Below are 21,248 nucleotides of genomic sequence, written 5' to 3'. Positions count from 1 at the left end.
CCATGCGTGATCTGGAACGGCGCCGCCGCTATCGCGGCCGGCCGCCGCCCCGGCAGAGTCCTCCCAGGAGTGCGTCAGCGCCCACGGGCCGTCAGCGTTAAGGATCCTCTTCGACCATGCCAGTACCGCATTCTCCCGGAGACGGTCCGCGGACCGCCCGGGCCGGGGCCACGCGTCTGCTCACCCTCGAAGCCTTCCAGGCGGCGCGGCGCGCTCTGTCCTCGACCGTGCTCCGGACTCCCCTGGTCCCCCTCCCCTGCCTGGACACGGGCCGTCCGCTCTGGCTCAAAGCGGAGAATCTCCAGGTCACCGGCTCCTTCAAGGTGCGCGGCGCCGTGCACCGGCTGGCTGCCGTGCCCGCGGAGGAGCGGACGCGCAGGGTGGTGGCCCACTCCAGCGGCAACCACGCCCAGGCGGTGGCGTACGCGGCCCGGCTCCTCGGCGTCGAGGCGACCGTCCTCATGCCGGAGACCGCCACCGCGTTCAAGATCGGGGCGACCCGCGCGCTGGGCGCCGAGGTGATCACCGCGCCGGCGGAGGTCTACCGCGAGCGCGCCCTCGAACTCGCCGCCGAGTGCGGCGGCATCGTCATCCCGCCGTTCGACGATCCTCTGGTGATGGCCGGGCAGGGGACCGTCGCCCTGGAGATCGCCGAGGACATCCCCGCCGGGTTCCGCGGGTCCTCCAGTGGGTCCGGCGGGTCCGGCGGGTCCGCGGGCGAACTGACGATCCTCGCTCCCATCGGCGGCGGCGGCCTGCTCGGCGGGATCGCCGCAGCCGCCAAGTCCGTGCTCCCCGGATGCCGGGTCGTCGGGGTGGAGCCCGAGCTCGCGGCGGACGCCGCCGAGAGCCGCCGGGCCGGCCGCCGGGTCGCCTGGCCGGCCGCCCGGACCGGCCGCACCATCGCCGATGGGCTGCGTACGCCGATGGTCGGCGAGCTCACCTGGCAGCACATCCAGCGGTACGTCGACGGCATCGTCACCGTGACCGAGGACGAGATCCGTGCCGCGGTGGGCGTGCTGGCGGGCCGGGCCCATCTGGTGGCCGAGCCCTCCGGGGCCGTGGCCACAGCGGCCTTCCTCGCCGGGCGGGTACCGGGCGACGGGCCGTGCGTCGCCGTGGTCAGCGGGGGCAATGTGCACCCCGCGGACCTCGCCGCCCTGCTCACACCCCGGACCGGCGGCGACGTCACCCGCCCGGCCTGACTCCGGCCCGCGTGGCTTCGGCCCACCAGACCCCGGCCCCCTGAACTCGCCCGGCCTGGCTTCGGCCCATCAGACCTCGGCCCACCAGACCCCGGCCCCCCGACTTCGCCCGCCCCGACGACCAGTCGACCGATCGACAAGGGAATGATCATGGCAAGCGCTCAGCGTCCCCGGCTTCTCCTGTTCGATGTGCCGACCGGGCCGCGGCCCGGTTGGTACCTCCCCCGGCTCTGCGCCGAGTACGACCTGCACATCATGTGGCTGCTCAGCGGCGACACGGCCAAGGACCGGGCCCGGGCGGCCCAGTTCGAGCAGTGGTGCGGCCACACCACGATGCGCGGCCAGGAGACCGCGAGCGAGGAGCTCACCGCCTACGCCGAGGTGTGGCGTCCGGAAGGCGTACTCGGTTTCGGCGAGATGGCGATCGGTCCCATGCACACCGCGGCCCACCGCCTCGGTCTGCCGGCCAATGCCCCCTGGTCGATCCCCGCCCTGCGGAACAAACAGGAGCAGCGCCGGCTGCTGGCCGAAGCCGGTCTCCCCACCCCGCGCTTCGCCTCGGTGCGGAGCCTGTCCGAACTCCGCGCCGCCGTCGCCTCGGTGGGTCTGCCGGCCATCCTCAAGCCGAAGGCGGGAGTCGGCAGCATGGCGACGTTCCGCGTGGACGATTCGGCCGATCTCGCCGGGCTGTGGACGGCCGCCTGCGCCAGTTACGCGGACGACCCGCGGGGCGGGAGCGCGGCGGACTTCCTGCTGGAGGAGTTCCTCGTCGGCGTCTCGCCGCACACGGACGACCGCTACGGCGCGTACGCGAGCGTCGAGTCGCTGGTCCAGGAAGGCGTGGTCCAGCACCTGGCGGTGACGGACAAGTTCCCGCTCTCACCGGGCTTCCGCGAGAACGGGGGCATCATGCCGTCCGTGCTGCCCGGCACGGTCACCGATTCCCTCCTGGAGTGCGCGGCCCAAGCGATCAAGGCGATGGGCATCACCGACTCCGGTGTCCACACGGAGATCATGTTCACGGAGGACGGCCCCCGGGTCATCGAGGTGAACAGCCGCATCGGCGGCGGCGTCACCGAGATGCTCCACTACTGCTGCGGGTACGACTCGGTTCTCGCGCGCGCCGCGATCGCCACCGGCAGGCCCGTCCCGCCGTTCACCCCGCCGGTGCGCAGCACGGGTTACTTCCTCCCCCAGGCGCCGCAGGGCGCGACCGCCCTCACGAAAGCGCCTTCCGTGGCCGAACTGCTCGCGCTGCCCCCGGTGGCGGAGGCCGAGCTGGCCTATGCGGTGGGCGACCGGCCGCTGTGGCAGCAGGGCACCCCGGGCGGGACGGTGGCGCGGCTGGTCGGAGTCGCCGACTCGGCGGGGCCCCTTCTTGAGCTGTACGACCAGTTGAAGCCCGGCCAGCTGCTCGACTACACGTCGGCCCCGGGCGGGGCGGAGGGCTGACGGCCCCGGTCGGTCGGGGCGGAGGACTGACCGAAACGGGCGGCGCGGAAGGCTGATGGTGACGGACCGGCCGCGCGCGCCGGGACGGCGGTCCCCGCGGCCCGCGCGGCCCGCCGTCCGCACCCGCACCCGCACCCGCACCCGCCCTATAGCTGGCCCGCGACCGGCGATGCCGTCACCGATGCCGTCACCGACGCCGTCACGGGGGAGCCGTGCTCCGCTGCGCTGCCCGGGTGTCGCCGGGCGCCGGCGCGTGTGAGCCGATTCCGTTCTTCAGGAGACCGTGCTGTTCGATCAAGTAGCCGAGTTGGAGCCGGGTCGACGCACCGAGCTGCTGCATCAGCTCGGATACATGGCGCTGGCAGGTGCGTACGGAGATTCCCAGCGCCCGGGCGGTGGTCCGGTCGTCCTCGCCCTCGATCAAGTGCTGGAGTATGGAGCGCTTGGTCTGGTTCGCGACGCCCTGGATGAAGGTCTTCCGGCGCGGTGTGTTCAGCGGCTCGCCGGTCGACCAGGCGAAATTGAACAACTCGATGGCGAACGCGATCAGTTCGGGGTTCCGGACGGCCAGCGCTCCGCCCCGGGCGTCCCCCAGGGGCATCACCAGCACACTGCGATCGAAGACGACGAACCGGGCGAGATCACCGGTCACCGTCCTGGACTCCGCGCCCAGCTCGCCGGCCTTCTCCGCGTATTTCACCGTGGGCGGATCGAACCTCGCCGAGTACTGATACAGCGTGCGCAGCCGTACGCCCCTTTTGAGCAGCGGCCAGACATTCTCGGGGTCGCCGGTCAGCTGGAACTCCGGGTGGGGTCCGCCGGGCTGGGCGACGACGAGGTCCACCCGGCATTCGCCGACGCACTGCTCCAGCAGACGCGATAATTCAGCGGACGAATCGACCCGTTCCAGCTGAGGCCCCTCGAACGCCCGCAGCCGGGCGGCGTGAATCATCATCAGCTCGGCGAGCTGGCCGCGCGACCGCAGCAGTCCGCGCTGTGCGCTCTTGACCCGTTCCTCCCATTCCCCGAGGAATGAGTCCGACACTCTGGCGGGGTCGGTCACGGCGAGCCGCCCCGCTCCGAGATGACGCACCAACCCGGTCGCGATGAGGGTGTCGAGGGCCGCGAGAGTATCTCCCGAACCCTGACGCGGCATCAAATCCTCCATACACAGCGAACCTTTCGACGCGATACGCCGATAGAGATCCACCTCTGCCGAGGTAAACGCGATTGCTCTCTTGCCGGATACCGCGGAACCATCAGCAAGTGCGTCCACTTTGCCCACCTTCTTGATTACGGCAGTCGCAATCACGATGCTAGATTATTCCGTTCCGCTCATGGCCGACATGAGATCCTTCTGTTGAACAACGTTTACTTGTGTGGATGTTGCCTTCACAAGCGGAGTCGGTCATTTCGGAGGACGTGGACCGATTGCACCCCTTCCCATACCAAGTCGCTCTCTCCGCAGTCTCTTGATGGTTTTTGAGCTGCGGCGACGCGTACCGAAGGGATAGCCGCTCCCTCGTGTGCGGGCGACATCCATTCCCGACATAAAGATATTCGCGCGCCACACTGGCCGCCGATGACCCGAGGGAGTAATCGTGCCCACATCAGTTCTGCGGCTGGAGCTGACGGATTCCGAGGCGCAGCAGATCCGCAAGGTTCTGGATGAAGTCCTGCTCGACGCCCGCATGACGGATCAGTACTACTTTCTTGAGCAGGCTCATGTGCTCGCCCATGAGCTGCCCCGTCGTGTGCGCGAGGTGTTCTACGGATTCAAGCGGAATGAGCGGGACACGACCCTGCATGTGGTCGGCAGCCCCCTACCGCTTGACGATCTCGCTCCCACGCCCACCAGGTATGTCGAGGCCGATACCGACTACCGGATCAACGAGGCGCAGATACTCCACGGTCTCTACGGCAGCCTGCTCGGCGAGGCGATCGGCTATGTCTCGCAGCGGGGCGGCAGCGCCTACAACTCCATCATTCCGATTCCAGATCTCGCGGACGTACCGAATTCCAGCTCGGGATCGAGGCACGACTTCGGATTCCATATCGAGGACGCCTTCCACCCGGCCCGTCCCGACTATCTCGGTCTCGTCTGTCTGCGCAACGACGAAGAGGCGGGCACGACCGTGTCCAGTATCGAGGGGCTCGACACACTGAGTCCGGCGGAGTGGAATGTGCTCTTCGAACCGCGATTCCAGATCGGGCACAACCCTATTCATGAGACGTCCGGCGTCATCGACGAGGAGCGTCAGGCCATCTTCTTCGGCCGCCGGGACAGCCCGTACTTCCGGGTGAACTTCGCCGCGCTGAAGCCCGACTCGCTCTCGGGCATCGAGCGCAGCGCCGTGGAGAAGCTCCACGACCACCTCCACGCCAACAAGGTCACGCTGTCCCTCAAGGGCGGCGAGTTCGTCTACATCGACAACTACCGCTGCGCACACGCCCGCGACGCCTACACCCCGCTGCCCGCCGGTCGTTCGCGCTGGCTGTCGCGCCTCTGCTTCACCAGCGATCTGCGTCGCTCCAGCGCCCTTCGCTCCACCGTCCTCAGCCGCGCCATCGCGGCCTGATCTCTCCCCAGGAGGAACGTCGAGGTGTTCCAGCAGCTCCAACCGTCGTCGGCCAGGACGCCGGGAGCGGTGACCGGCGGCGCGACCGCATCCCGTGCGGATGCCCCCATCGGCATCTTCGACTCCGGGTTCGGCGGGCTCACCGTGGCCCGGGCGGTCTTCAGCCGGCTGCCCGGGGAATCGGTGGTCTATCTGGCCGACAGCGCCCGGTGGCCCTACGGTCCACGCCCGATCGCCGAGGTGCGCTCGTACGCGCTCGAATGTCTCGACCGGTTGGTCGGCATGGGCGTCAAAATGCTCGTCATCGCCTGCAATTCAGCGAGTTCGGCGATGCTGCGCGATGCCCGGGAGCGGTACGAGGCACCGGTGATCGAGGTCATCTGCCCGGCGGTGCGCCAGGCGGTGGCCACGACGCGGAACGGCCGGGTCGGGGTGATCTGCACCGAGGCCACGAAGACGTCGATGTCGTACGTCGACGCCTTCGCGGCAGCCCCGCACATCCAGCTCACGGTGCAGGCGTGCCCCCGGTTCGTGGAGTTCGCGGAACGCGGTGTCACCGAGGGTCCGGAGCTGATGGCGGCGGCGAGGGAGTATCTGCGCACCGTACGGGCCGCGGGGGTGGACACCCTCATCCTCGGCTGTACGCACTACCCGCTTCTCGCCGATGTCATCAGCGGAGTGATGGGCGACGAGGTGACTCTCATCTCCAGCGCCGCCGAGTCCGCCGGAGACATCGCCTGGCAGCTCGGCAAGCTGGGACTCGCCCGCGGCGCTACGGCTCCGCCGCCCTCCCGGGTGTTCAGGACGACGGGAGATCCACGGGAATTCCAGCGGATCGGGTCCCGGATCCTGGGTCCTGAGATGAGGGACGTGGCCGCAGCAGTGTGCTGACGATCTCCCTTCGGGCCCGCGGTTGGCCGGCCAGCCAGATCCCGAGCTGGTGGCCGGCCCCCGTGAGGCGGAGCGCGGAGAAGTCGGCGCGGGCGGCGAGCGCCGTGCGCAGGAGCTCGGTCACCCCGTCGGGAATGACCGCGTCGTGTTCCGGTACGACGAGGAGCGCCCGGCCCTCGAAGCGCGCGTACACGTCCAGGGCCCGGCTGTCACGCCAGCTCTCCGGGCGCCGGATCAGCTCGCTGAACCCGGCGCCGAAGGGAACGTCCCAGGCGTCCCTTCCATAGATCCCCGGGGCGCAGAGAGCGACGGCCGTCACCCGTGTGCCGTACAGCTCCAGCAGATCGGCGACGGTCTGGCCGCTCATGCTGAACCCGACGAGGATCAACGGACGCTCGGGGGCGAAGACTTCGCCGATGACCGCCGCGGCCTGGTCGCACCGCCGCCGGAGGCTGAGGTCGGACAGCTCGCCGGAGCTCTCGCCATGGCCCGAGAAGTCCAGCGCGACGACGGGATGCCCATACACGGCGAAGTCCTCGGCGAACGGCAGATTTCGCTCTTTGTTGCCGGTGCCCGCACCATGCATGATGACGACGCCACAGGCCCCGGCCCGCTCGTTCCGCGGTGTCACGGTGTAGATGCTGAGCCGTTCACCGTCAGCGGCGTGAACGGTCCTGTGTACGACGAGATCCATCGCAGCTCCAGACGTAGTGGTGCGTCACCTGGCCCATCGGCCCCGCCCGTCACGATGACACACGGCGCACTCGTGCGGGGAGCCTCTTCGGCGGAGGCGGGCGAAGCGCCCCATGACCTGTTCCGGACAGTCGTGATCCGGACATCCCGACGTGCTTGTCCGCTCTCCACGCCGCGCGCATGCTGAAGCGGAATCGATGTGCGGTCAGCGAAGGCGCCCATGTACCCCGAACCCCTCCAGACCCCCGGCCTCACGACGCTCGGCCCCTACTCGCCCGCCGTCACCGTAGGCCCCTTCGTCTTCGTATCCGCCCAGTCGGGCGTGGTCCCGGCCACCGGCGAGGTCCCTCCCGGCCCGTTCGAGGCCGAGTGCCGGCAAGCCTTCGCCAATCTGGAGTCCGTACTGAAGGCCGCCGGCAGCACTCTCGACCGAGTGGCCAAGCTGACGGTGTTCTACACCGACCTGGCGGACCTGCCGGCCCTCAACGAGATCTGCGCCCACTGCTTCCCGGCACGCCCACCCGCCCGGAGCGCCGCCATGGTGACACTCCCCGGCGGCCGGCGCATCAGCGTGGACGCCATCGCCGTGGGCCCGGCCTGAGTCTCCCCAGCCATGCACGCCAGGGCTCTGGCCGGCGGAGCCGCCCGGCCGAGGCTCCGGATGCCGACCTGCGGGCGGAGGCCGCGGGCCGGGCCGTCCGGTATCGGGGTGGGGCGCGGGAAAGCGACCCGGCGTGAATTAGCCGTTCTGGGGACGTCGACCGCTCTTTGCCCTTGACTGGGACCAGGCACGCGGAGAACGTCGCGCGCAAGAACGTGCAACCAGCTCTATGTGGGAGGGCACCGTGGATCTAACCTTCGTTGGGATTGATCCGGAGACGACTGGTGGCGGCTCGGCGACCGTATGGGTTGAGGAAGAGACAGCCGATCTGGTCCTTCAGGGCAAGGAGGCCAACGCGCTTCTGAAGGAGATGATCGGCGAGGCCGAGTAGGTACCAGGCCATGATCGGGGTATCCCCGACCACGAGACAGTGATTCGTATTCCGGCCCGCATGGTGCCGATTCTGAGGGAGGCGTGTGATGTCGCAGAACGGCGCTCCGGACTTCGCTGAGCTGCTGCGATCGGCACGGCACACCGCCGTGCACCTGGAGCTGCGGGACATTTACGACGTCGGCGACGAGACCGGCAGCTTCGACCGGTTCCTGCGGACGGGCGCGGTCGATCTCGACCCCGAGTCGGCGCAGTGGCAGGGGTGGACCCCGTTGGTGCGCGAGGCGATCGGCCGGGGTGTGGTCATGCGTCGCGCCCGGATCGTCTCTACGCCGGTCACGGACTACATCCGGTATGAACACGCCATGACGCCGGTCAATGTCGCGATCGGTGAGCAGGTCCGCTGGCTCCCACGCGACCGGGCGTCGGACATCGCCCTGCCGGGCAATGACCTGTGGCTGATCGATGACCGTCTGGTCCTCTTCCACTTCTTCACAGGCGTCGGTGACTGGGCCGGGCACGAGTTCACGGAAGACCCTGCCGTGGTGAAGCTCTGCGCTTCGGCGTTCGAGACCGTGTGGGAGCGGGGCACTCCCCATGGCGAGTTCACCGTCTGATCTCACCGCAGCTCCATGCCTTCGTCCCCGTCCTCAAGCGCTCAGGCCGCCCGGGATGCTCTCGCCGTACGTCTGACGCACCTCCGCAAGGATGCCGGCCTCACAGGGAAGGAGCTGTCCGCCCGGTGCGGCTGGCATCCGGCGAAGACGACCCGTGTCCAGAAGGGCGAGGCGGCCCCCACTGACGCTGACATTCGCGCGTGGTGCGTCGCCTGCGATGCCGCTGACCAGACGGAAGATCTGATCGCCACCGCGCGGGCGGTCGACTCCATGTACATGGAGTGGCGTCGCCTGCACCGCAACGGGATGCGCAAGGTTCAAGAAGACTTCTACACGCTGCACGAGAACGCCCGGATCTGCCGCGTGTACGCCTCGAACGGCGTCCCTGGATTCTTCCAGGCGCCCGGCTATGCGACGGCGCTCATGCGCAGCATCACGAACTTCCAGGGCACCCCCGACGATGTGACCGACGCGGTCGCCGCACGGTTGGCCCGCAGTCGATTCCTGTACCAGGGCGGGCACCGCTTCGTGGTGCTGGTCGAAGAGTGGGTGCTGCGGGCCCGGATCGGCGATGTCCGGGTGATGTCCGACCAGCTCTCGCACCTTCTTTCGGTGATACCCCTGGCCAGCGTTTCTCTCGGGGTGATCCCCTTCACCGCACAGCGGGCAATCTGGCCGCTGGAGGGCTTCTACCTGTTCGACGACCGGCACGTGGTGGTCGAGACGCTGACGGCCGAGATCAATGTGAGGCAGCCTCGCGAGATCGCCGACTACATGAAGGCGTTCCGAGGGTTGGGCGCGATGGCCGTCTACGGTGCCAAGGCCCGGCAGTTGATCGAATCCGCGATCGACGCTCTCTGAGCTTGCGCGCAATTCTCCGCAACTTCGTTGCCGCCCCCTCCGCCGCATCGGCAGGGTTGTCGCACTGCCCGAGCCGTGCTCGAAAGACGCTGATCCCCATCGGCCCCGGGCGTTGGAGGAGAACACACAGCCTGTCCTCCGACAGGGCCCATGTTCCAGCCCCGGAAGGAACCGTGACCTCGGTGATCGCCACCAGAGCCGCCGCCATCGGTGAACCCGGCCACTCCTCGCGCATGAGGTGATCTCACGCTTCTCGTCGGCTCTCCCGTGGAAGCCGGCGAGGGGGCCCGCCCCAGCGTCAGCCTGGGAAAGCGCGCCGCGACGGGCCGTAGGTGCACAACGGCTCGGAGACGGCCTCCGGGTCGCCGTACACAGAGGAGGCTACCGCCTTGTCTCTGAAGGAAGCACTCGCCCGCGAGGCCACCGTGCGCGGTGGCGACGACCCCGACAACACCGACATCGAGGACGGTGACGGCCAGGGCGGAAGCGGTTCGCCCGGCCACTGATCACGGACCACCTCCAGGAAGGGGGCCCCGGTCGATGATCGGGGCCCCGCCGACCGCCATGTCGAAGCGCCCAGGCCGGAATCCAGGCTCGGGCCCGATGTTCTCCCTAGGGTCTGCTCATGCATCTTCTGGTCGTTGACTGGGACTTCTTCTTTCCCACGCCCGCAGCGGGCGGGCCACAAGGACCGCACGACGATCTGTTCACGTGGCCGGTCGCGGAAGACGAGTTCCACACGGAAACGATCTGGGAGGCGCGGCACCGCGACTTCACGGCGGCCGGCGTGGAACTGCCGCAGGTGACGGGCTGGCAGGGCTTCTGGCGCAGGTTCCGGTTCTCTGACGGAACCGTGCTCGTCTACGCCGACAGCAACGCGTGGGCGGGGCTGCTCTGGCCCTCGGACCTCGACCGGCCCAACGAGCGCTGGGATTCGGTGCACCTGTACGACGCCCACCATGACGCCGGGTACCGGCAGAATCACCAGAGCTTCGAGGAGTGGAAAGCGTCGGGCGACGGCATCCGGTGTGAGACCTGGATGCTCGCGCATCACTGGGCGGGGGCTTCCCTGCACGTGCACTTCCCGCCCTGGCGGGAGTCGCTCGACCGTCCTCGGGAGGAACCACTCGCGCCGGTCGCCATGACGATCGACGACGGTCGGGCACCGGCCGCTGTCTTCGACCTGGTCTTCGCCTGCCGGTCTGGCGCGTGGGTGCCGCCATGGTGCGATGAAGCGTTCACCGAGTTCCTCCGGAGTGCCCCACTGCCGAAAACCGTGTTCGATCAGAACCGTTGGGTGCACCCTCGCCCGGACCCGGCCCGAATGGCGGAGATGAAGCGGGAGCTGTACGCGAAGGTCGAGAAGATGAATCGCCACAGCGGGTGAGGCCCTCGGCGAGGGGCCAGGTAGCGAAGAAAGGCCCCTGGAAACCGCCGGAACCGGCCGAGGCTCTCGTCATCGATGACCTGGAAGCCCTGGCCGTCGATGTGATGCCAGGCTGCGGCAACGACAACCTCTACCAGTAAAACCAGCGAAGCGCCGAGGCTCCTCCGGAGAGTAGGGGCCTCGGCGCACCCCTCGTGTGGCAGGGTGCCTCTGTGGTCACAGAACGCATCCCCTTCGAAGAGCTGCCCCCCAGCCGCCGTGAGGTGCTCGCCAAGCGGTTCGGCCCCATCCTGGACATCGAGAACTCCCCGGGTGGACTCGACTCGGATGTCGCCGCCCGCATCACCACCCCGCAAGGGACGTACTACGTCAAGGGAATGCGGACCGATCACCCACGCGTATGGACCCAGGCGCGCGAGGCCACGGTGAACCCGGCAGTCGCCGGCACGATCGCGCCCCGACTGCGATGGCGCGCGGCGGCGGACGGGTGGGACCTGAACGTCTGCGAGGCGCTCGACGGCCGTCACGCCGACTACCGGCCAGGCTCCGCCGATCTCCCCCTGGTGGTCGACCTCCTGACCCGTCTGTCCGCCGTACAGGCCGGCGAAGATGCAGATCTCCGATTCGCCGAGCAGCGGCTCAGCAGCTATGTCGAGTCGCCCTCAGATCTCGACCACTTCCGCGGCAACACCCTGTGCCATACCGACCTCAACAACGAGAACATCATCGTCTCCGAAGGGCGGGCCTGGCTCGTGGACTGGGCCTGGGCCACCCGTGGTACCGCATGGCTCGACGCCGCGTACTGGGTCATCTGGCTCATCGCGGCGGGCCGGCACGACCCCGTTACGGCGGAACGCCAAGCACAGCAGATCCCCGCGTTCCGCAACGCGCCGCCCGCCGCCGTCACCGCCTTCGCGGCAGCCAACACGAACCTGTGGCATGAGATCACCGACGGCGACTCCGACTCCGACTCCTGGACAACCAGGGTGCACGCTGCGGCCCAAGCCTGGCTAGCTCATCGAAGGCCGGTGAGCTGCCAGCCTCTCTAGTCCGGCAGCCTCACAACGGCCGGCGTGATCATGTCGTTGTACTCAAGGGAGATCGGATCCAGTTCGACGCTCTGAACCAGGACTCCGGGAAAGTCCTTGAACCGGGCGAGGGCGTCGGCGATGGCCTGAGTCAGCGTCTCGGCCGCGAATGAGCACGTGAACCACGACCGCTCAGGAGACTCGACCAGCGAGATCCTCCCGTCGTGAAAGCTGGCCAGCTCCGCCAGCGCATCGGACTGCTCCTCGGTGATGATGTCCTGCAAAACCAGGTTGAAGTACCAGTTACGCGCAGGCGCGGTGTTGCCTGACGAATCCATCGATATACCTCGCTTCTTCGCTCGGGTTCTGTGGCGTAGAGGAAACGGTGCGCCGCTGATTACACGGACAGCACAGCACGTATCCCCACTTATGCCCGCCTCCCGTGCGGGTCACCTTGAGCCCGGCCGCCTCCGCCCTCTTCAGTGCCGCCTCAACATCCTTCTTCTGATGCGGGTCGCCGATTCCCATGGCCGTACGTACCACTCTCCGACCGCGGGGAGGGCACGGCGCCGGAGCCGAAACCGCCCGATCGAGCTACCGTGCGACGCAACCGTGATTGCGAAGGTGGTCTACTCCCTGCTCGGTGCCGGAGCTCTCGCTCGGGATGGAGGCGCGGCACCAGTTCCGTCCAGGTGGTCAAGCTGCTCCAGCATGACGGCGGTACCTCCGACCGTCCGCCGGATCGCCGACTCACCGAGCTTCCCCCCGAGACCCGGACAGCGATCAAGGGACACGCCCGGGCACTCTGGAACACGCTCGGCCTTCGGGGAACCGCGCGGGTGGACTTCATCGTCGCTTCGGACAAGCGGGTCTACTCCCTGGAGGTCAACACCACGCCTGGCATGTCTGACGGCTCCAACTTCGTCAGCGGTGCCGAACTGTGTGGTTTCAGCCACGCAGATGTCGTACTGGCCATGCTCCACGAAGCTATCGTCCGCCCACCATACGATGTGCCCCTACCCGTCCCGCGCTTCGCTGGCGGCCCTTCGCTGAGGAAGCGCGCGTCCTGATCCCTCGGAGGGTCCAGCCATGCCCCGCGTCCACGATGTCCCGATGTGTCGTCAGCGTATAGAGCCTGACGAGTGGATTCGGCACGGCGGCGAGGAACTGGGCGATCGGATCGAGTGGTCCGATCGGGCGTGCGGCATGGCAGCCCTCCGGATGATCCTGCTGGCCTACGGGTGTGAGGCACCCCAGGTCACCGACCTCCTGAAGACCGGAGTCGAGAAGGGCATCCTGGTGGACCGTGGATGGGTCCACCAGGGGATCGGCGACCTTGCTGGGAGCTTCGGAGTCCCTGGCCGCGCGGAAGCGGTGCCCGCTGACGAGCTGATCGCCCGCCTCACCGACGCCCCCATGATCATTTCAGTCACGGAGCAGTTCCCCGACGACGGCCGGCGCGGCGGCCACCTGGTCGTCGCCCGCGGCTTCGAGGACGAGGAAGGCTCGGACCCGGTCATCCTGATCCGCGATCCGTCCGGGTGGGGGCAGACCCACGACCGAGTGCCCCTGAGCCGGCTGATCCGCTCGTACTCCGGCAGGGCCGTCACCTTCCCCCCGCTGCACCAAGGAGGCCGGAGAATCGCCGTCCTCGGCGAGATGGCCGAGCTGGGGGAGGCCGCTGCCACGTCGCACCGGGAGGTCGGCCAGATGGCTGCCGAGTACGGGGTGGACCTCCTTGTCGCGGTCGGCGACGCCATGGCGAAGCAGATGGCGCTGGCAGCCGCCGAGGCAGGCGTCCCGGAAGTGGCCATCGTCCGGGACAACGCGACGGCAGTCACGTTGATCGAATCCCGGCTCCGCCCGGGGGACATCGTCCTCACCAAGGCGTCCCGGGGCGGGATGCTCTGGCAGGTCGCTCAAGCCCTGAAAAGCGAGTCGATCACCGGCTACTAGGCCCCCTCCGTAGCTGCGGCCCACGCCAACTTCCACGGAACGAAAGCAGACCCATGGCGGGGGCCTGGGACACCCGGTCCTCAGCCGCCGGAGCGTCGCCGGGGGCTGCGAGCCGCCCTAAAGGCGAAAACCCCCCAGCACTCTCAACGGGAGAGTGCTGGGTATCACTCCGGGGAGCTTCAGCACACGTCAGCGAGCGGCGGCACCGGCACAACGGCGGCCGTGGCCATGCCGTTCTCGTCCAGCGCGATGGCGTTCAGCTCGACGCTGCGGACGACGACACCGGGAAGGTCATCGAAGCGGTCCAGGGCGTCCGCGATGGCAGCAGTGAGGGTTTCGGCTCGGATGACGCACATGAACCGGCTGTACCCCGGACGCTCAGCCAGCCCGATGCCGCCCTCGTGGAAGCGGTCGAGCCCGTCCAGGAGGTCCGACTGCTGAGGGGTGAGCGGAGCATCGAGGACGAGGTTGAAGTGCCACGGACGCTCAGGCACAGGCTCTGTGGTCTTTGATGAAGGCATCGACGCCCAGAAACGCAAAAAGGGCCCCTAACCTGGCATTCCTCCAGGTCAGAGGCCCTTCCCGGTTAACCGACAGACGAGTCGGGTTGTACGCCGGGGACTGTCTCCGTACCGCTATGACCTGTGCAAACGTGCGGGGAGGGGTCTTCTGTGGCTACTTTCGTGGCTACGTTGGAACGGCAGGGCTTCCTGGAACGGCCGGGCCAGGGTGTCGGCTTCCGGTCAGGGCGGCCCCTGGACTCGGGTCACGGAAACGATCTCCACTGTGGTGGAGACGTAGTACGAAGTGATGCAGCCGCCCACCAGGGCCTGGCGGTAGTCCGGCTCCTTGATGGGCTTTGAGCCCGCGCCGTACGGATCGGCCGCGAGCTTCTTGATACCCGTGTCGAAACGGCTGCGGACATCCGCGGGCAGCGCGGCCACAGTGGCGCGTGCCACGTTGGAGAACTGCACCCGGTACGCGCGCCCGCTCACTGGCCGGCTCCGGCAGGAGAGGGCTCGTCCAGGCCGGTGAAGCCGCTGAAGTCGCCGTTCCGCAGTTGCTGGAGCATGGCTTCGTCCTCGTCCCTGGCCTCCTGCGGCAGTGACCACCGCGCGGCGATGAGGGGTACGTCGGTGATCAGCGCGGAGCCGATCTCGCGGTCGAACTCCTCCCGCAGGTCCTCGGATAGGGAGGCCCGAATCCCGTCCAGGCTGGCGGGCAGGTCGACCGCCCGATCTCCGATGTTGGTCCGCAGCACAGGCCCGTCGTGCACCGTGCGCCCCTCTCGCTCACCACTACCTACGACAGCAACGCGGCCAGTCTTCCCCAGGGAGCCGGGGCACTCACGGAACGACACCCGGCGCGCGGAAGCACGACGAGCACACTGACGGCGACTTCCGGCCTCGTCCGGCTCGGCCGCCGTCGCCTCGGCTGGCGCCAGGCCGACCTCGGAGTGCGGATCGGCTGCTCCGCCTCCACCGTCTCCCGCCTGGAAGCCAGCAGGCACCCTGCGGACATCCGCCTGCTGACGGCCGCCGCGACCGCCGTCGGACTGCCACCCATTCTTCTGGCGGCAGCCTGCGGCATCACCACCGGAGCCGATCCCCGTCCCACTAGAGTGGCGCCGCACGCTCCGCCCACCGAGGAGGACCCCATGCACCGCCGTACCCTGCTCACCGCCGCAGGCACGGCCGTGCCCGCCTCCCTGCTCCTGGCAATCGACGACGCCCTCGCCGTCACCCCCACCGGCACCGGCACCGTGCCGGTCGACCACCGTCTCGCCCAAGCCCGGAAGATGTGGGACACCGGCCGCCATACGGCCCTCCTCGCGGAGCTGCCCGGCCTTCTCGGCGACGCCCACCGGGCCGCCCGATCCCGTACCCCTCTGGACCACGCCCGGCTCTCCGCCTGCTATCTCCTCGCCACCCAGGTCCTGGGGAAGATCGGCCGCTACGAACGGGCCCGGCTCACCGCCGACCGCGCCACCACCTACGCCGCTGTCGCCGAGTCCCCCATCGCAACCGCCGCAGCCGCCCGCGAGCTGTCGATCGTCCTGCGCCACCAAGATCAGCCTGCCGCCGCCCACCGGCTCCCCGCCACCGCGCCGGCGGACCGGCTCTTCCGCATCTCCCCGGCCGGTGCCGACCTCTATGCCGTCGGCGTCCACTGGGCCCTCGGCGACGCCGGGGCCGCGCTGGAGGCCGGGCGGCATCTGCGACCGGACCAGTTCCCCACCCCGGAACGCACCAGCCGGATGCACACCGACCTCGCCCGTGCCTGGTGGCAGTACGGCAAACCGGAACAGACCGCCCGGGAACTCCTCGCCGCCCTCCGGGTCAGCCCCTCCGAGGTCCGCGACCGTCCCTCCATCCGCACGATCGTCAGCTCGCTGTCCTCCCGGCACCTCCACACGCCCGGCGTCCGCGAACTGGCACTCGCGCTCACCCGCTGACCGACAGCACCGGTGCCGGGGCAGGCCGCCCCGGCACGCCGCCGACCCGGTCCTGTCATACGGGGGCGCAGGCCCGGTCCCGGCGGATCGCCTCCTGGGCCCACTGACTCATCCGCAGCCGCGGCACGATCTCCGGCTCGAACCAGTGCAGCATGATCCCCTCCGACAGCGGGAGCCCGGCAACGTCCCCGTCCCACCGGCCCCGGAACACCTGGACGAAGCCCTTCACCACGCCGTCCGGGCCCGTACTCCCGACCACGGTGAACCGCTTCAGAGCGGGGACCACCAGCTCGGCTTCCTCCCACAGTTCCCGCTGGATCGTCTCTTCCAGTCCTTCCCCAGGTTCGCGGTTCCCGCCAATCAGCGACCACGCCCCCGGGTCGCAAATCCCTGGAATGTCATCACGCAGGTGTAGAAGATACTGGCCGGCCGCGTTCACCAGCAGCGCGCCAGTACCTTTGATCTCGTCATCTCTCACCCCACCAGATATACGGGACGCACCCAGGATTCACGGATGGAATGCCATGCCATGGATCAGCAGTGGGGGTGGGGAGACGGGGACTGGTCTTCCCATGTCCGCTGCCTTCGCTGAACTGCTTGCGCAAAGACACAGCAGATGACCAGCCCTGCGGTACCGAGAGATCACACCTGCGCTGGATCGGCGGCAGCCCGCTTCTGCGCTGGGGGCGGCGGCTCGCCTGAACGGCTGCCTTCCGGGGACCCCCGACCTGCCACATCCGTCTCCGGTCTCGCAAAATGTGGCTACCTTCGTGGCTACTTTCATGGCTACGTTCACAGCCGAGTGATCCCGTTTGAACCGGTATGTACCGGTATTCAATCCCACTGCCTCAGGCCATGAAAAAGGGCTTCTGACCTGCAAGTTTGCTGGTCAGAAGCCCTTGGGGGCAGACGAGTCGGGCTATACGCCGGGTTCTGTGCCCCGGGACCTCGCGTCGTCGGGGCGACGGCCATCCATCTAGGACCGGTGTTGCCACCGGTCTCGTGCGGTCTACCCGCGGACTCGGGCGAGCAGCCCTCGAACGTCCGCGCAGAGCCGCCTGTTACAGCGGCCCCTCTTGACCTTGCTCCGGGTGGGGTTTACCTAGCCGCCTGGGTCACCCCAGGCGCTGGTGGTCTCTTACACCACCGTTTCACCCTTACCGAGGACCGAGGTCCCCGGCGGTCTGTTTTCTGTGGCACTGTCCCGCGGGTCACCCCGGGTGGGCGTTACCCACCACCCTGCCCTGTGGAGCCCGGACGTTCCTCGGGAGGATCCGGAGGATCCTCACGCGGCCGCCCGCCCGGCTCGTCTGCCGTGGCGACCATGCTACCCGGCGTTCCCCCCGGCGGCGGCTCACACCGCCATGAAGAGGATCTTCGCCGTGCCGGGGTCGGCCCGGGTGAGGCGCACCCTCAGCCGTTCGCCCAGCGGGAGAGGGGTGTCGCCCTCCACCCGCCCCACCACCGCCGGGTCCTCCAGATGGACCGTGCCGACCCTCGGCTCACGCTCCCCGACCTCCACCACGAAGCCGTCGAACACCTCGCCCACCCGCCCTCTCAGCAGCGCCGCCTCCACGATGTCCACGGACTCCCGCTCGACCGTGTTCGCGCGGCGCGCGCCCTCCGCCATCTCCCCCGGAAGGCCGTCGAGCGCGCCCAGCACCCACTCGGGCACCCCCTGCCCGGCGCAGGCCGCCACGCACAGCTCGCCCGTATAGCGGTCGATCAGCCGTCGCAGCGGCGCGGTGCAGTGGGTGTACGCGGCGGCCACCGCCGCGTGGATCGCGGGTGAGGGGAGCCTGCCGCCGGTGAAGACGGTGTAGCCCGCACCGCGCAGCAGGGTCGTGCACTCCAGGAGGAACGCGGCGTGACGGGCGTCGCGCGGATCGAGGGAGCGCACCACATCGGCGTACGGGACATGGTGCGGCCAGTCGATGTGCAGGGCCTTCGCCGAGTGGCGCAGCCGTGCCACCGCGCCGCCGGGGGCGGTGGGGAGGGTACGCAGCACACCGGTGCCGGCCCTGGTCATGATCTCGGCGGCGGCCATTCCGGTGAGCAGGGAGAGCTGTGCGTTCCATCCGTCGGCCGGGCGTGGTGCGCGGTAGCTCAGCCGGTACGAGCCGTCCTGTTCGGTGATCTCCTGCTCGGGTGTCCGGAGGGAGATCCCGCCGCGCTCGCGTTCCAGCTCCTCGCGGCGGAGCCCCACGTCCCGCAGCAGGGCGAGCTCCTCCGGGGCGGTGCCGTCGTCGATCCGCGCCTGGGCCGTGGCGTAGTCGAGCCGGGCCCGGCTGCGTACCAGCGCCCTTCTCACCTCGGCCGCGGTGGTACGGCCGTCCGCGTCGAGGTCGATCCGCCAGAGCAGGGCGGGGACGGTCTGCCCGGGAAGCAGACTCGCGGCGGCCTCCGAGAGCACGGGCGGATGCAGCGGAACCTTCCCGTCCGGGAAGTAGAGGGTCTGTACGCGGCGGTGCGCCTCGCGGTCGATCGCGCCGCCCGGGGCGACGAAGGCGGCCACGTCGGCGATGGCGTAGTGGACCCGGAAGCCGCTGCCGTGGCGGGCGAGGTGCATCGCCTGGTCGAGGTCGGCCGAGCCCGGGGGGTCGACGGTGAAGAAGGGGAGGTCGACAGTGGCGGCGGGGAGCCGTGGGGCCCCGGCCGCGGACTCCGCCTCCGCGAGCACGGCCGCCGGAAAGCCCTCGGGCACACCGAGCGCCGTCCGCAGCCGGCCCAGGGCGCTCCGCAGCGGAGCCTCGGCTGCGCCGGTGACGCGCATCAGGCGGCGGGGCATGACACCGAGCGTAGGCCGGGGGCGCCGACTCGGCATGCGGGCGGGCCGGGGAACGCCGGGCTCCGCCCCGAGGCCGATGCAGGACGCGGTCACGCCACCAGGGCAGCGGGTGCACCCGTCTCAGCAGCGGACCGGACCGGCCCGGGCGCGTACCCTGGCGCGGGGTGTGCCCCGCGCCCCGTTCCATGCGCATGAGGAGAACGATCCGTGCTCGTACTGTTGCCGCCGTCCGAGGGCAAGGCCGCCTCCGGGCGGGGGGCTCCCCTGAAGCCCGGGTCGCTGTCGCTGCCCGCGCTGGCCGAAGCGCGCGCCGCCGTGCTCGATGAGCTGGTCGAGCTCTGCGCCGCCGATGAGGACAAGGCGCGGGAGATCCTCGGGCTGAGCGACGGGCTGCGCGGGGAGATCGCGAAGAACGCGGCGCTGCGGACGGCGGGCGCCCGGCCGGCCGGGGAGATCTATACGGGGGTGCTGTACGACGCCCTCGGGCTCGCGACCCTGCCCCCGGACGCCAGACGCCGGGCGCGCTCCTCGCTGCTGGTGTTCTCGGGGCTGTGGGGCGCGGTGCGGATAGGCGACCGCATCCCGTCGTACCGCTGCTCGATGGGCGTACGGCTGCCGGGGCTCGGCGCGCTGGGGGCGTACTGGCGCCGACCCATGGAGGCCGCGCTTCCGGAGATCGCGGCGCGTGGTCTCGTACTCGATCTGCGCTCCTCGGCGTATACGGCCGCCTGGAAGCCGAAGGGCGAGCTCGCCGGGCGGACGGCCACGGTGCGGGTGCTGCACTCCCAGCTGGTCGACGGGGTGGAGAAGCGTTCGGTGGTCAGCCACTTCAACAAGGCGACGAAGGGCCGGATCGTCAGGGATCTGCTGGTCTCGGGGGCGAAGCCCAAGGGTCCCGGGGAGCTGGTCACGGCCCTGCGGGAGCTGGGGTACACGGTGGAGGCAGAGGCTCCGGCGCGGGCGGGGCGGCCATGGGAGCTGGATGTCGTGGTGACGCAGATCCACTAAGGGCGTCTATTGCCGCCTATTGCGCAGGATGCAACGCGCGTTGCGCACTGTGCGGGGGAACGGCAGGATGAGCCCATGACCTCCGTGCTGGATCTCGCGCCCGTCATCCCCGTCGTCGTCATCGAGAACGCCGACGACGCCGTACCGCTCGCGCGGGCACTCGTTGCCGGCGGGCTGCCCGCCATCGAGGTGACGCTGCGGACGCCCGCCGCGCTCGACGCCATCCGCGCCATCGCGGCCGAGGTGCCGCAGGCGGTCGTGGGCGCGGGCACCGTGATCTCCGCCGCGAACGTGGACGCGGCCGTGGCCGCCGGGGCGCGGTTCCTGGTGAGCCCCGGCTGGACCGACCGGCTCCTGGACGCCATGCGGCGGTCGGGCCTGCCGTTTCTGCCCGGGGTCTCCACCACCTCGGAAGTGGTGGCGCTGCTGGAGCGCGGAGTGACCGAGATGAAGTTCTTCCCGGCCGAAGCGGCGGGCGGCACCGCCTATCTCAAGTCCCTGGCGGGCCCGCTGCCCCAGGCCCGCTTCTGCCCGACCGGCGGCGTCTCGCTCGCCTCGGCCCCCTCGTATCTGGCGCTGCCCAATGTGGGCTGCGTGGGCGGCACCTGGATGCTGCCCGCCGACGCCCTCGCGGCGAAGGACTGGGGGCGGGTGACCGCCCTCGCGGCGGAGGCGTCCGCCCTGCGCGCCTGACGCTCCTGACGCGGCCCCTGGTCAGCCCTCGGTACCGGACACTCGCCCCGCCCGCCCCGGACAGGGCTGCCTCCGGACGCCCGGCCCCGGGAACGGAGACGCCCCGGGCCCGAAGTCCCCGGGGCGCTCACCGCAGCCGGGGGCCCTGCGCCCCCGGGCCCGTGTCATCCCCGCAGATGCGAGGTGTCGTTGAGGAGCCGTACGGACGCGTTGCCGTCCGCGTAGTACGCCACCGCCGAGACGGACGCCGCCGACAGCTCCATCCTGAAGACGGACTCCGGCGGTGCGCCGAGGGCCAGCCGCACCAGGGTCTTGATCGGCGTGACATGGGTGACCAGCAGGACCGTACGGCCCGCCGAGCGGGCCACGATCCGGTCACGGGCCGCCGCCACCCGGCGGGCGACCGTGGTGAAGCTCTCACCGCCGCCGGTCGGGGTCGCCCTCGCCGAGGAGAGCCATGCCGCCAGATCGTCGGCGTACCGCTCCTGAACCTCCGCGAACGACAGCCCCTCCCACGCGCCGAAGTCGGTCTCGCGCAGCCCCTCCTCGATCCGGACGTCGAGGTTCAGCCGGGCGGCGACCGCTTCCGCCGTCTCCCGGCAGCGCTTCAGCGGGGAGCTGACGATCTCCTGGACCGTGCCGCG

General features: G+C 69.7%; 23 protein-coding genes, 1 other RNA gene and 1 pseudogene. 15 read left to right on the top strand and 10 right to left on the bottom strand.

Annotation, left to right across the window (positions count from 1 at the left end; all coding sequences use genetic code 11):
- The first annotated feature begins 116 nt into the window (after positions 1-116).
- Entirely contained in the window at positions 117-1,205 is a 1,089-nt protein-coding gene (locus FF041_RS02565) for a threonine ammonia-lyase (protein ID WP_153520830.1), read from the top strand.
- A gap of 150 nt (positions 1,206-1,355) precedes the next feature.
- Positions 1,356-2,657, top strand: coding sequence for an ATP-grasp domain-containing protein (locus tag FF041_RS02560; protein ID WP_194291910.1), 1,302 nt, complete (start codon positions 1,356-1,358; stop codon positions 2,655-2,657).
- Between the two features lie 199 nt (positions 2,658-2,856).
- Here the strand turns inward: FF041_RS02560 and FF041_RS02555 are convergent, their stop codons facing one another.
- Complete coding sequence (locus FF041_RS02555) at positions 2,857-3,813, bottom strand: LuxR C-terminal-related transcriptional regulator (RefSeq protein ID WP_194291909.1); 957 nt, start codon at positions 3,811-3,813, stop codon at positions 2,857-2,859.
- A 445-nt stretch (positions 3,814-4,258) separates the two neighbouring features.
- Here FF041_RS02555 and FF041_RS02550 point away from each other — a divergent pair, with 445 nt between their 5' ends.
- Both FF041_RS02550 and murI read left to right on the top strand, forming a co-directional pair.
- Entirely contained in the window at positions 4,259-5,236 is a 978-nt protein-coding gene (locus tag FF041_RS02550; RefSeq protein WP_194291908.1) for a TauD/TfdA family dioxygenase, read from the top strand.
- 24 nt (positions 5,237-5,260) lie between these two features.
- Positions 5,261-6,127 (top strand): glutamate racemase, encoded by an 867-nt coding sequence (gene murI, locus FF041_RS02545; RefSeq protein ID WP_323391031.1) that lies wholly within the window; start codon positions 5,261-5,263, stop codon positions 6,125-6,127.
- Here murI and FF041_RS02540 read toward each other — a convergent pair.
- Positions 6,036-6,758, bottom strand: a complete 723-nt coding sequence (locus FF041_RS02540; protein WP_323391029.1) for an alpha/beta hydrolase — start codon at positions 6,756-6,758, stop codon at positions 6,036-6,038. The genes murI and FF041_RS02540 overlap by 92 nt on opposite strands.
- 282 nt (positions 6,759-7,040) lie before the next feature.
- Between FF041_RS02540 and FF041_RS02535 the strand changes: the two genes are divergently transcribed.
- The 6 genes and pseudogenes from FF041_RS02535 (at position 7,041) to FF041_RS02510 (ending at position 11,725) form a co-directional block, all read left to right on the top strand.
- Positions 7,041-7,421 (top strand): RidA family protein, encoded by a 381-nt coding sequence (locus FF041_RS02535; protein ID WP_153520826.1) that lies wholly within the window; start codon positions 7,041-7,043, stop codon positions 7,419-7,421.
- 244 nt (positions 7,422-7,665) lie between these two features.
- Positions 7,666-7,932: pseudogene (locus tag FF041_RS02530) on the top strand (hypothetical protein).
- Positions 7,901-8,428, top strand: coding sequence for a DUF6879 family protein (locus tag FF041_RS02525; RefSeq protein ID WP_153520825.1), 528 nt, complete (start codon positions 7,901-7,903; stop codon positions 8,426-8,428). The pseudogene FF041_RS02530 and the gene FF041_RS02525 overlap by 32 nt, the downstream one beginning before the upstream one ends.
- Before the next feature lie 15 nt (positions 8,429-8,443).
- Complete coding sequence (locus FF041_RS02520; protein ID WP_153520824.1) at positions 8,444-9,289, top strand: helix-turn-helix domain-containing protein; 846 nt, start codon at positions 8,444-8,446, stop codon at positions 9,287-9,289.
- A gap of 625 nt (positions 9,290-9,914) precedes the next feature.
- A complete protein-coding gene (locus FF041_RS02515; RefSeq protein ID WP_153520823.1) occupies positions 9,915-10,676 on the top strand; it encodes a hypothetical protein in 762 nt (253 codons plus the stop codon).
- Positions 10,677-10,888: 212 nt separating this feature from the next.
- On the top strand, positions 10,889-11,725 hold the full coding sequence (locus FF041_RS02510) for a phosphotransferase family protein (RefSeq protein WP_323391026.1): 837 nt from the start codon (positions 10,889-10,891) through the stop codon (positions 11,723-11,725).
- On the opposite strand, the gene FF041_RS02505 is transcribed toward FF041_RS02510, so the two are convergent.
- Positions 11,722-12,042, bottom strand: coding sequence for a hypothetical protein (locus FF041_RS02505; RefSeq protein ID WP_153520822.1), 321 nt, complete (start codon positions 12,040-12,042; stop codon positions 11,722-11,724). The genes FF041_RS02510 and FF041_RS02505 overlap by 4 nt on opposite strands.
- A 354-nt stretch (positions 12,043-12,396) precedes the next feature.
- On the opposite strand from FF041_RS02505, the gene FF041_RS02500 reads away from it, so the two are divergent.
- Together FF041_RS02500 and FF041_RS37685 are read left to right on the top strand one after the other, a co-directional pair.
- Positions 12,397-12,774: a D-alanine--D-alanine ligase family protein gene (locus tag FF041_RS02500; RefSeq protein WP_323391024.1), complete on the top strand. Its 378-nt coding sequence runs from the start codon at positions 12,397-12,399 to the stop codon at positions 12,772-12,774.
- A gap of 136 nt (positions 12,775-12,910) precedes the next feature.
- Positions 12,911-13,660 carry a glutamate ligase domain-containing protein gene (locus FF041_RS37685; RefSeq protein WP_228387992.1) on the top strand — a complete coding sequence of 250 codons (750 nt, stop codon included), beginning with the start codon at positions 12,911-12,913 and terminating at the stop codon, positions 13,658-13,660.
- 179 nt (positions 13,661-13,839) lie between these two features.
- Here the strand turns inward: FF041_RS37685 and FF041_RS02490 are convergent, their stop codons facing one another.
- The 3 genes from FF041_RS02490 to FF041_RS02480 all read right to left on the bottom strand — a co-directional run bounded on the left by FF041_RS02490 (position 13,840) and on the right by FF041_RS02480 (position 14,936).
- Entirely contained in the window at positions 13,840-14,154 is a 315-nt protein-coding gene (locus FF041_RS02490) for a hypothetical protein (RefSeq protein WP_153480309.1), read from the bottom strand.
- Positions 14,155-14,403: 249 nt separating this feature from the next.
- Entirely contained in the window at positions 14,404-14,655 is a 252-nt protein-coding gene (locus FF041_RS02485; protein ID WP_153520819.1) for a type II toxin-antitoxin system RelE family toxin, read from the bottom strand.
- Positions 14,652-14,936 (bottom strand): hypothetical protein, encoded by a 285-nt coding sequence (locus FF041_RS02480; RefSeq protein WP_323391022.1) that lies wholly within the window; start codon positions 14,934-14,936, stop codon positions 14,652-14,654. Before FF041_RS02480 ends, FF041_RS02485 begins: the two co-directional genes overlap by 4 nt.
- 111 nt (positions 14,937-15,047) lie before the next feature.
- Here FF041_RS02480 and FF041_RS02475 point away from each other — a divergent pair, with 111 nt between their 5' ends.
- On the top strand, positions 15,048-16,115 hold the full coding sequence (locus FF041_RS02475) for a helix-turn-helix domain-containing protein (protein ID WP_153520851.1): 1,068 nt from the start codon (positions 15,048-15,050) through the stop codon (positions 16,113-16,115).
- Between the two features lie 55 nt (positions 16,116-16,170).
- On the opposite strand, the gene FF041_RS02470 is transcribed toward FF041_RS02475, so the two are convergent.
- The 3 genes from FF041_RS02470 to FF041_RS02460 all read right to left on the bottom strand — a co-directional run bounded on the left by FF041_RS02470 (position 16,171) and on the right by FF041_RS02460 (position 18,903).
- Positions 16,171-16,593: an NUDIX hydrolase gene (locus FF041_RS02470; RefSeq protein ID WP_323391020.1), complete on the bottom strand. Its 423-nt coding sequence runs from the start codon at positions 16,591-16,593 to the stop codon at positions 16,171-16,173.
- 428 nt (positions 16,594-17,021) lie between these two features.
- An RNA gene (gene rnpB / locus FF041_RS02465) (RNase P RNA component class A) lies at positions 17,022-17,424 on the bottom strand.
- A 45-nt stretch (positions 17,425-17,469) separates the two neighbouring features.
- Positions 17,470-18,903 carry an RNB domain-containing ribonuclease gene (locus tag FF041_RS02460; protein WP_153520817.1) on the bottom strand — a complete coding sequence of 478 codons (1,434 nt, stop codon included), beginning with the start codon at positions 18,901-18,903 and terminating at the stop codon, positions 17,470-17,472.
- 207 nt (positions 18,904-19,110) lie between these two features.
- Between FF041_RS02460 and yaaA the strand changes: the two genes are divergently transcribed.
- Complete coding sequence (gene yaaA, locus FF041_RS02455) at positions 19,111-19,911, top strand: peroxide stress protein YaaA (protein ID WP_323391018.1); 801 nt, start codon at positions 19,111-19,113, stop codon at positions 19,909-19,911.
- 75 nt (positions 19,912-19,986) lie between these two features.
- Positions 19,987-20,604: a bifunctional 4-hydroxy-2-oxoglutarate aldolase/2-dehydro-3-deoxy-phosphogluconate aldolase gene (gene eda / locus FF041_RS02450; RefSeq protein ID WP_153520816.1), complete on the top strand. Its 618-nt coding sequence runs from the start codon at positions 19,987-19,989 to the stop codon at positions 20,602-20,604.
- Positions 20,605-20,768: 164 nt separating this feature from the next.
- Here the strand turns inward: eda and FF041_RS02445 are convergent.
- Positions 20,769-21,248: histidine phosphatase family protein (locus FF041_RS02445; RefSeq protein WP_194291907.1), on the bottom strand; the 480-nt coding region annotated here is incomplete at its 5' end.

Origin of the sequence: Streptomyces jumonjinensis (assembly GCF_009600885.1) — a bacterium.
Classification (GTDB): Bacteria; Actinomycetota; Actinomycetes; order Streptomycetales; family Streptomycetaceae; genus Streptomyces; species Streptomyces jumonjinensis.
The sequence above is the reverse complement of the archived record's forward strand: the minus strand, read 5'-3'. Positions and strand labels throughout refer to the sequence as shown.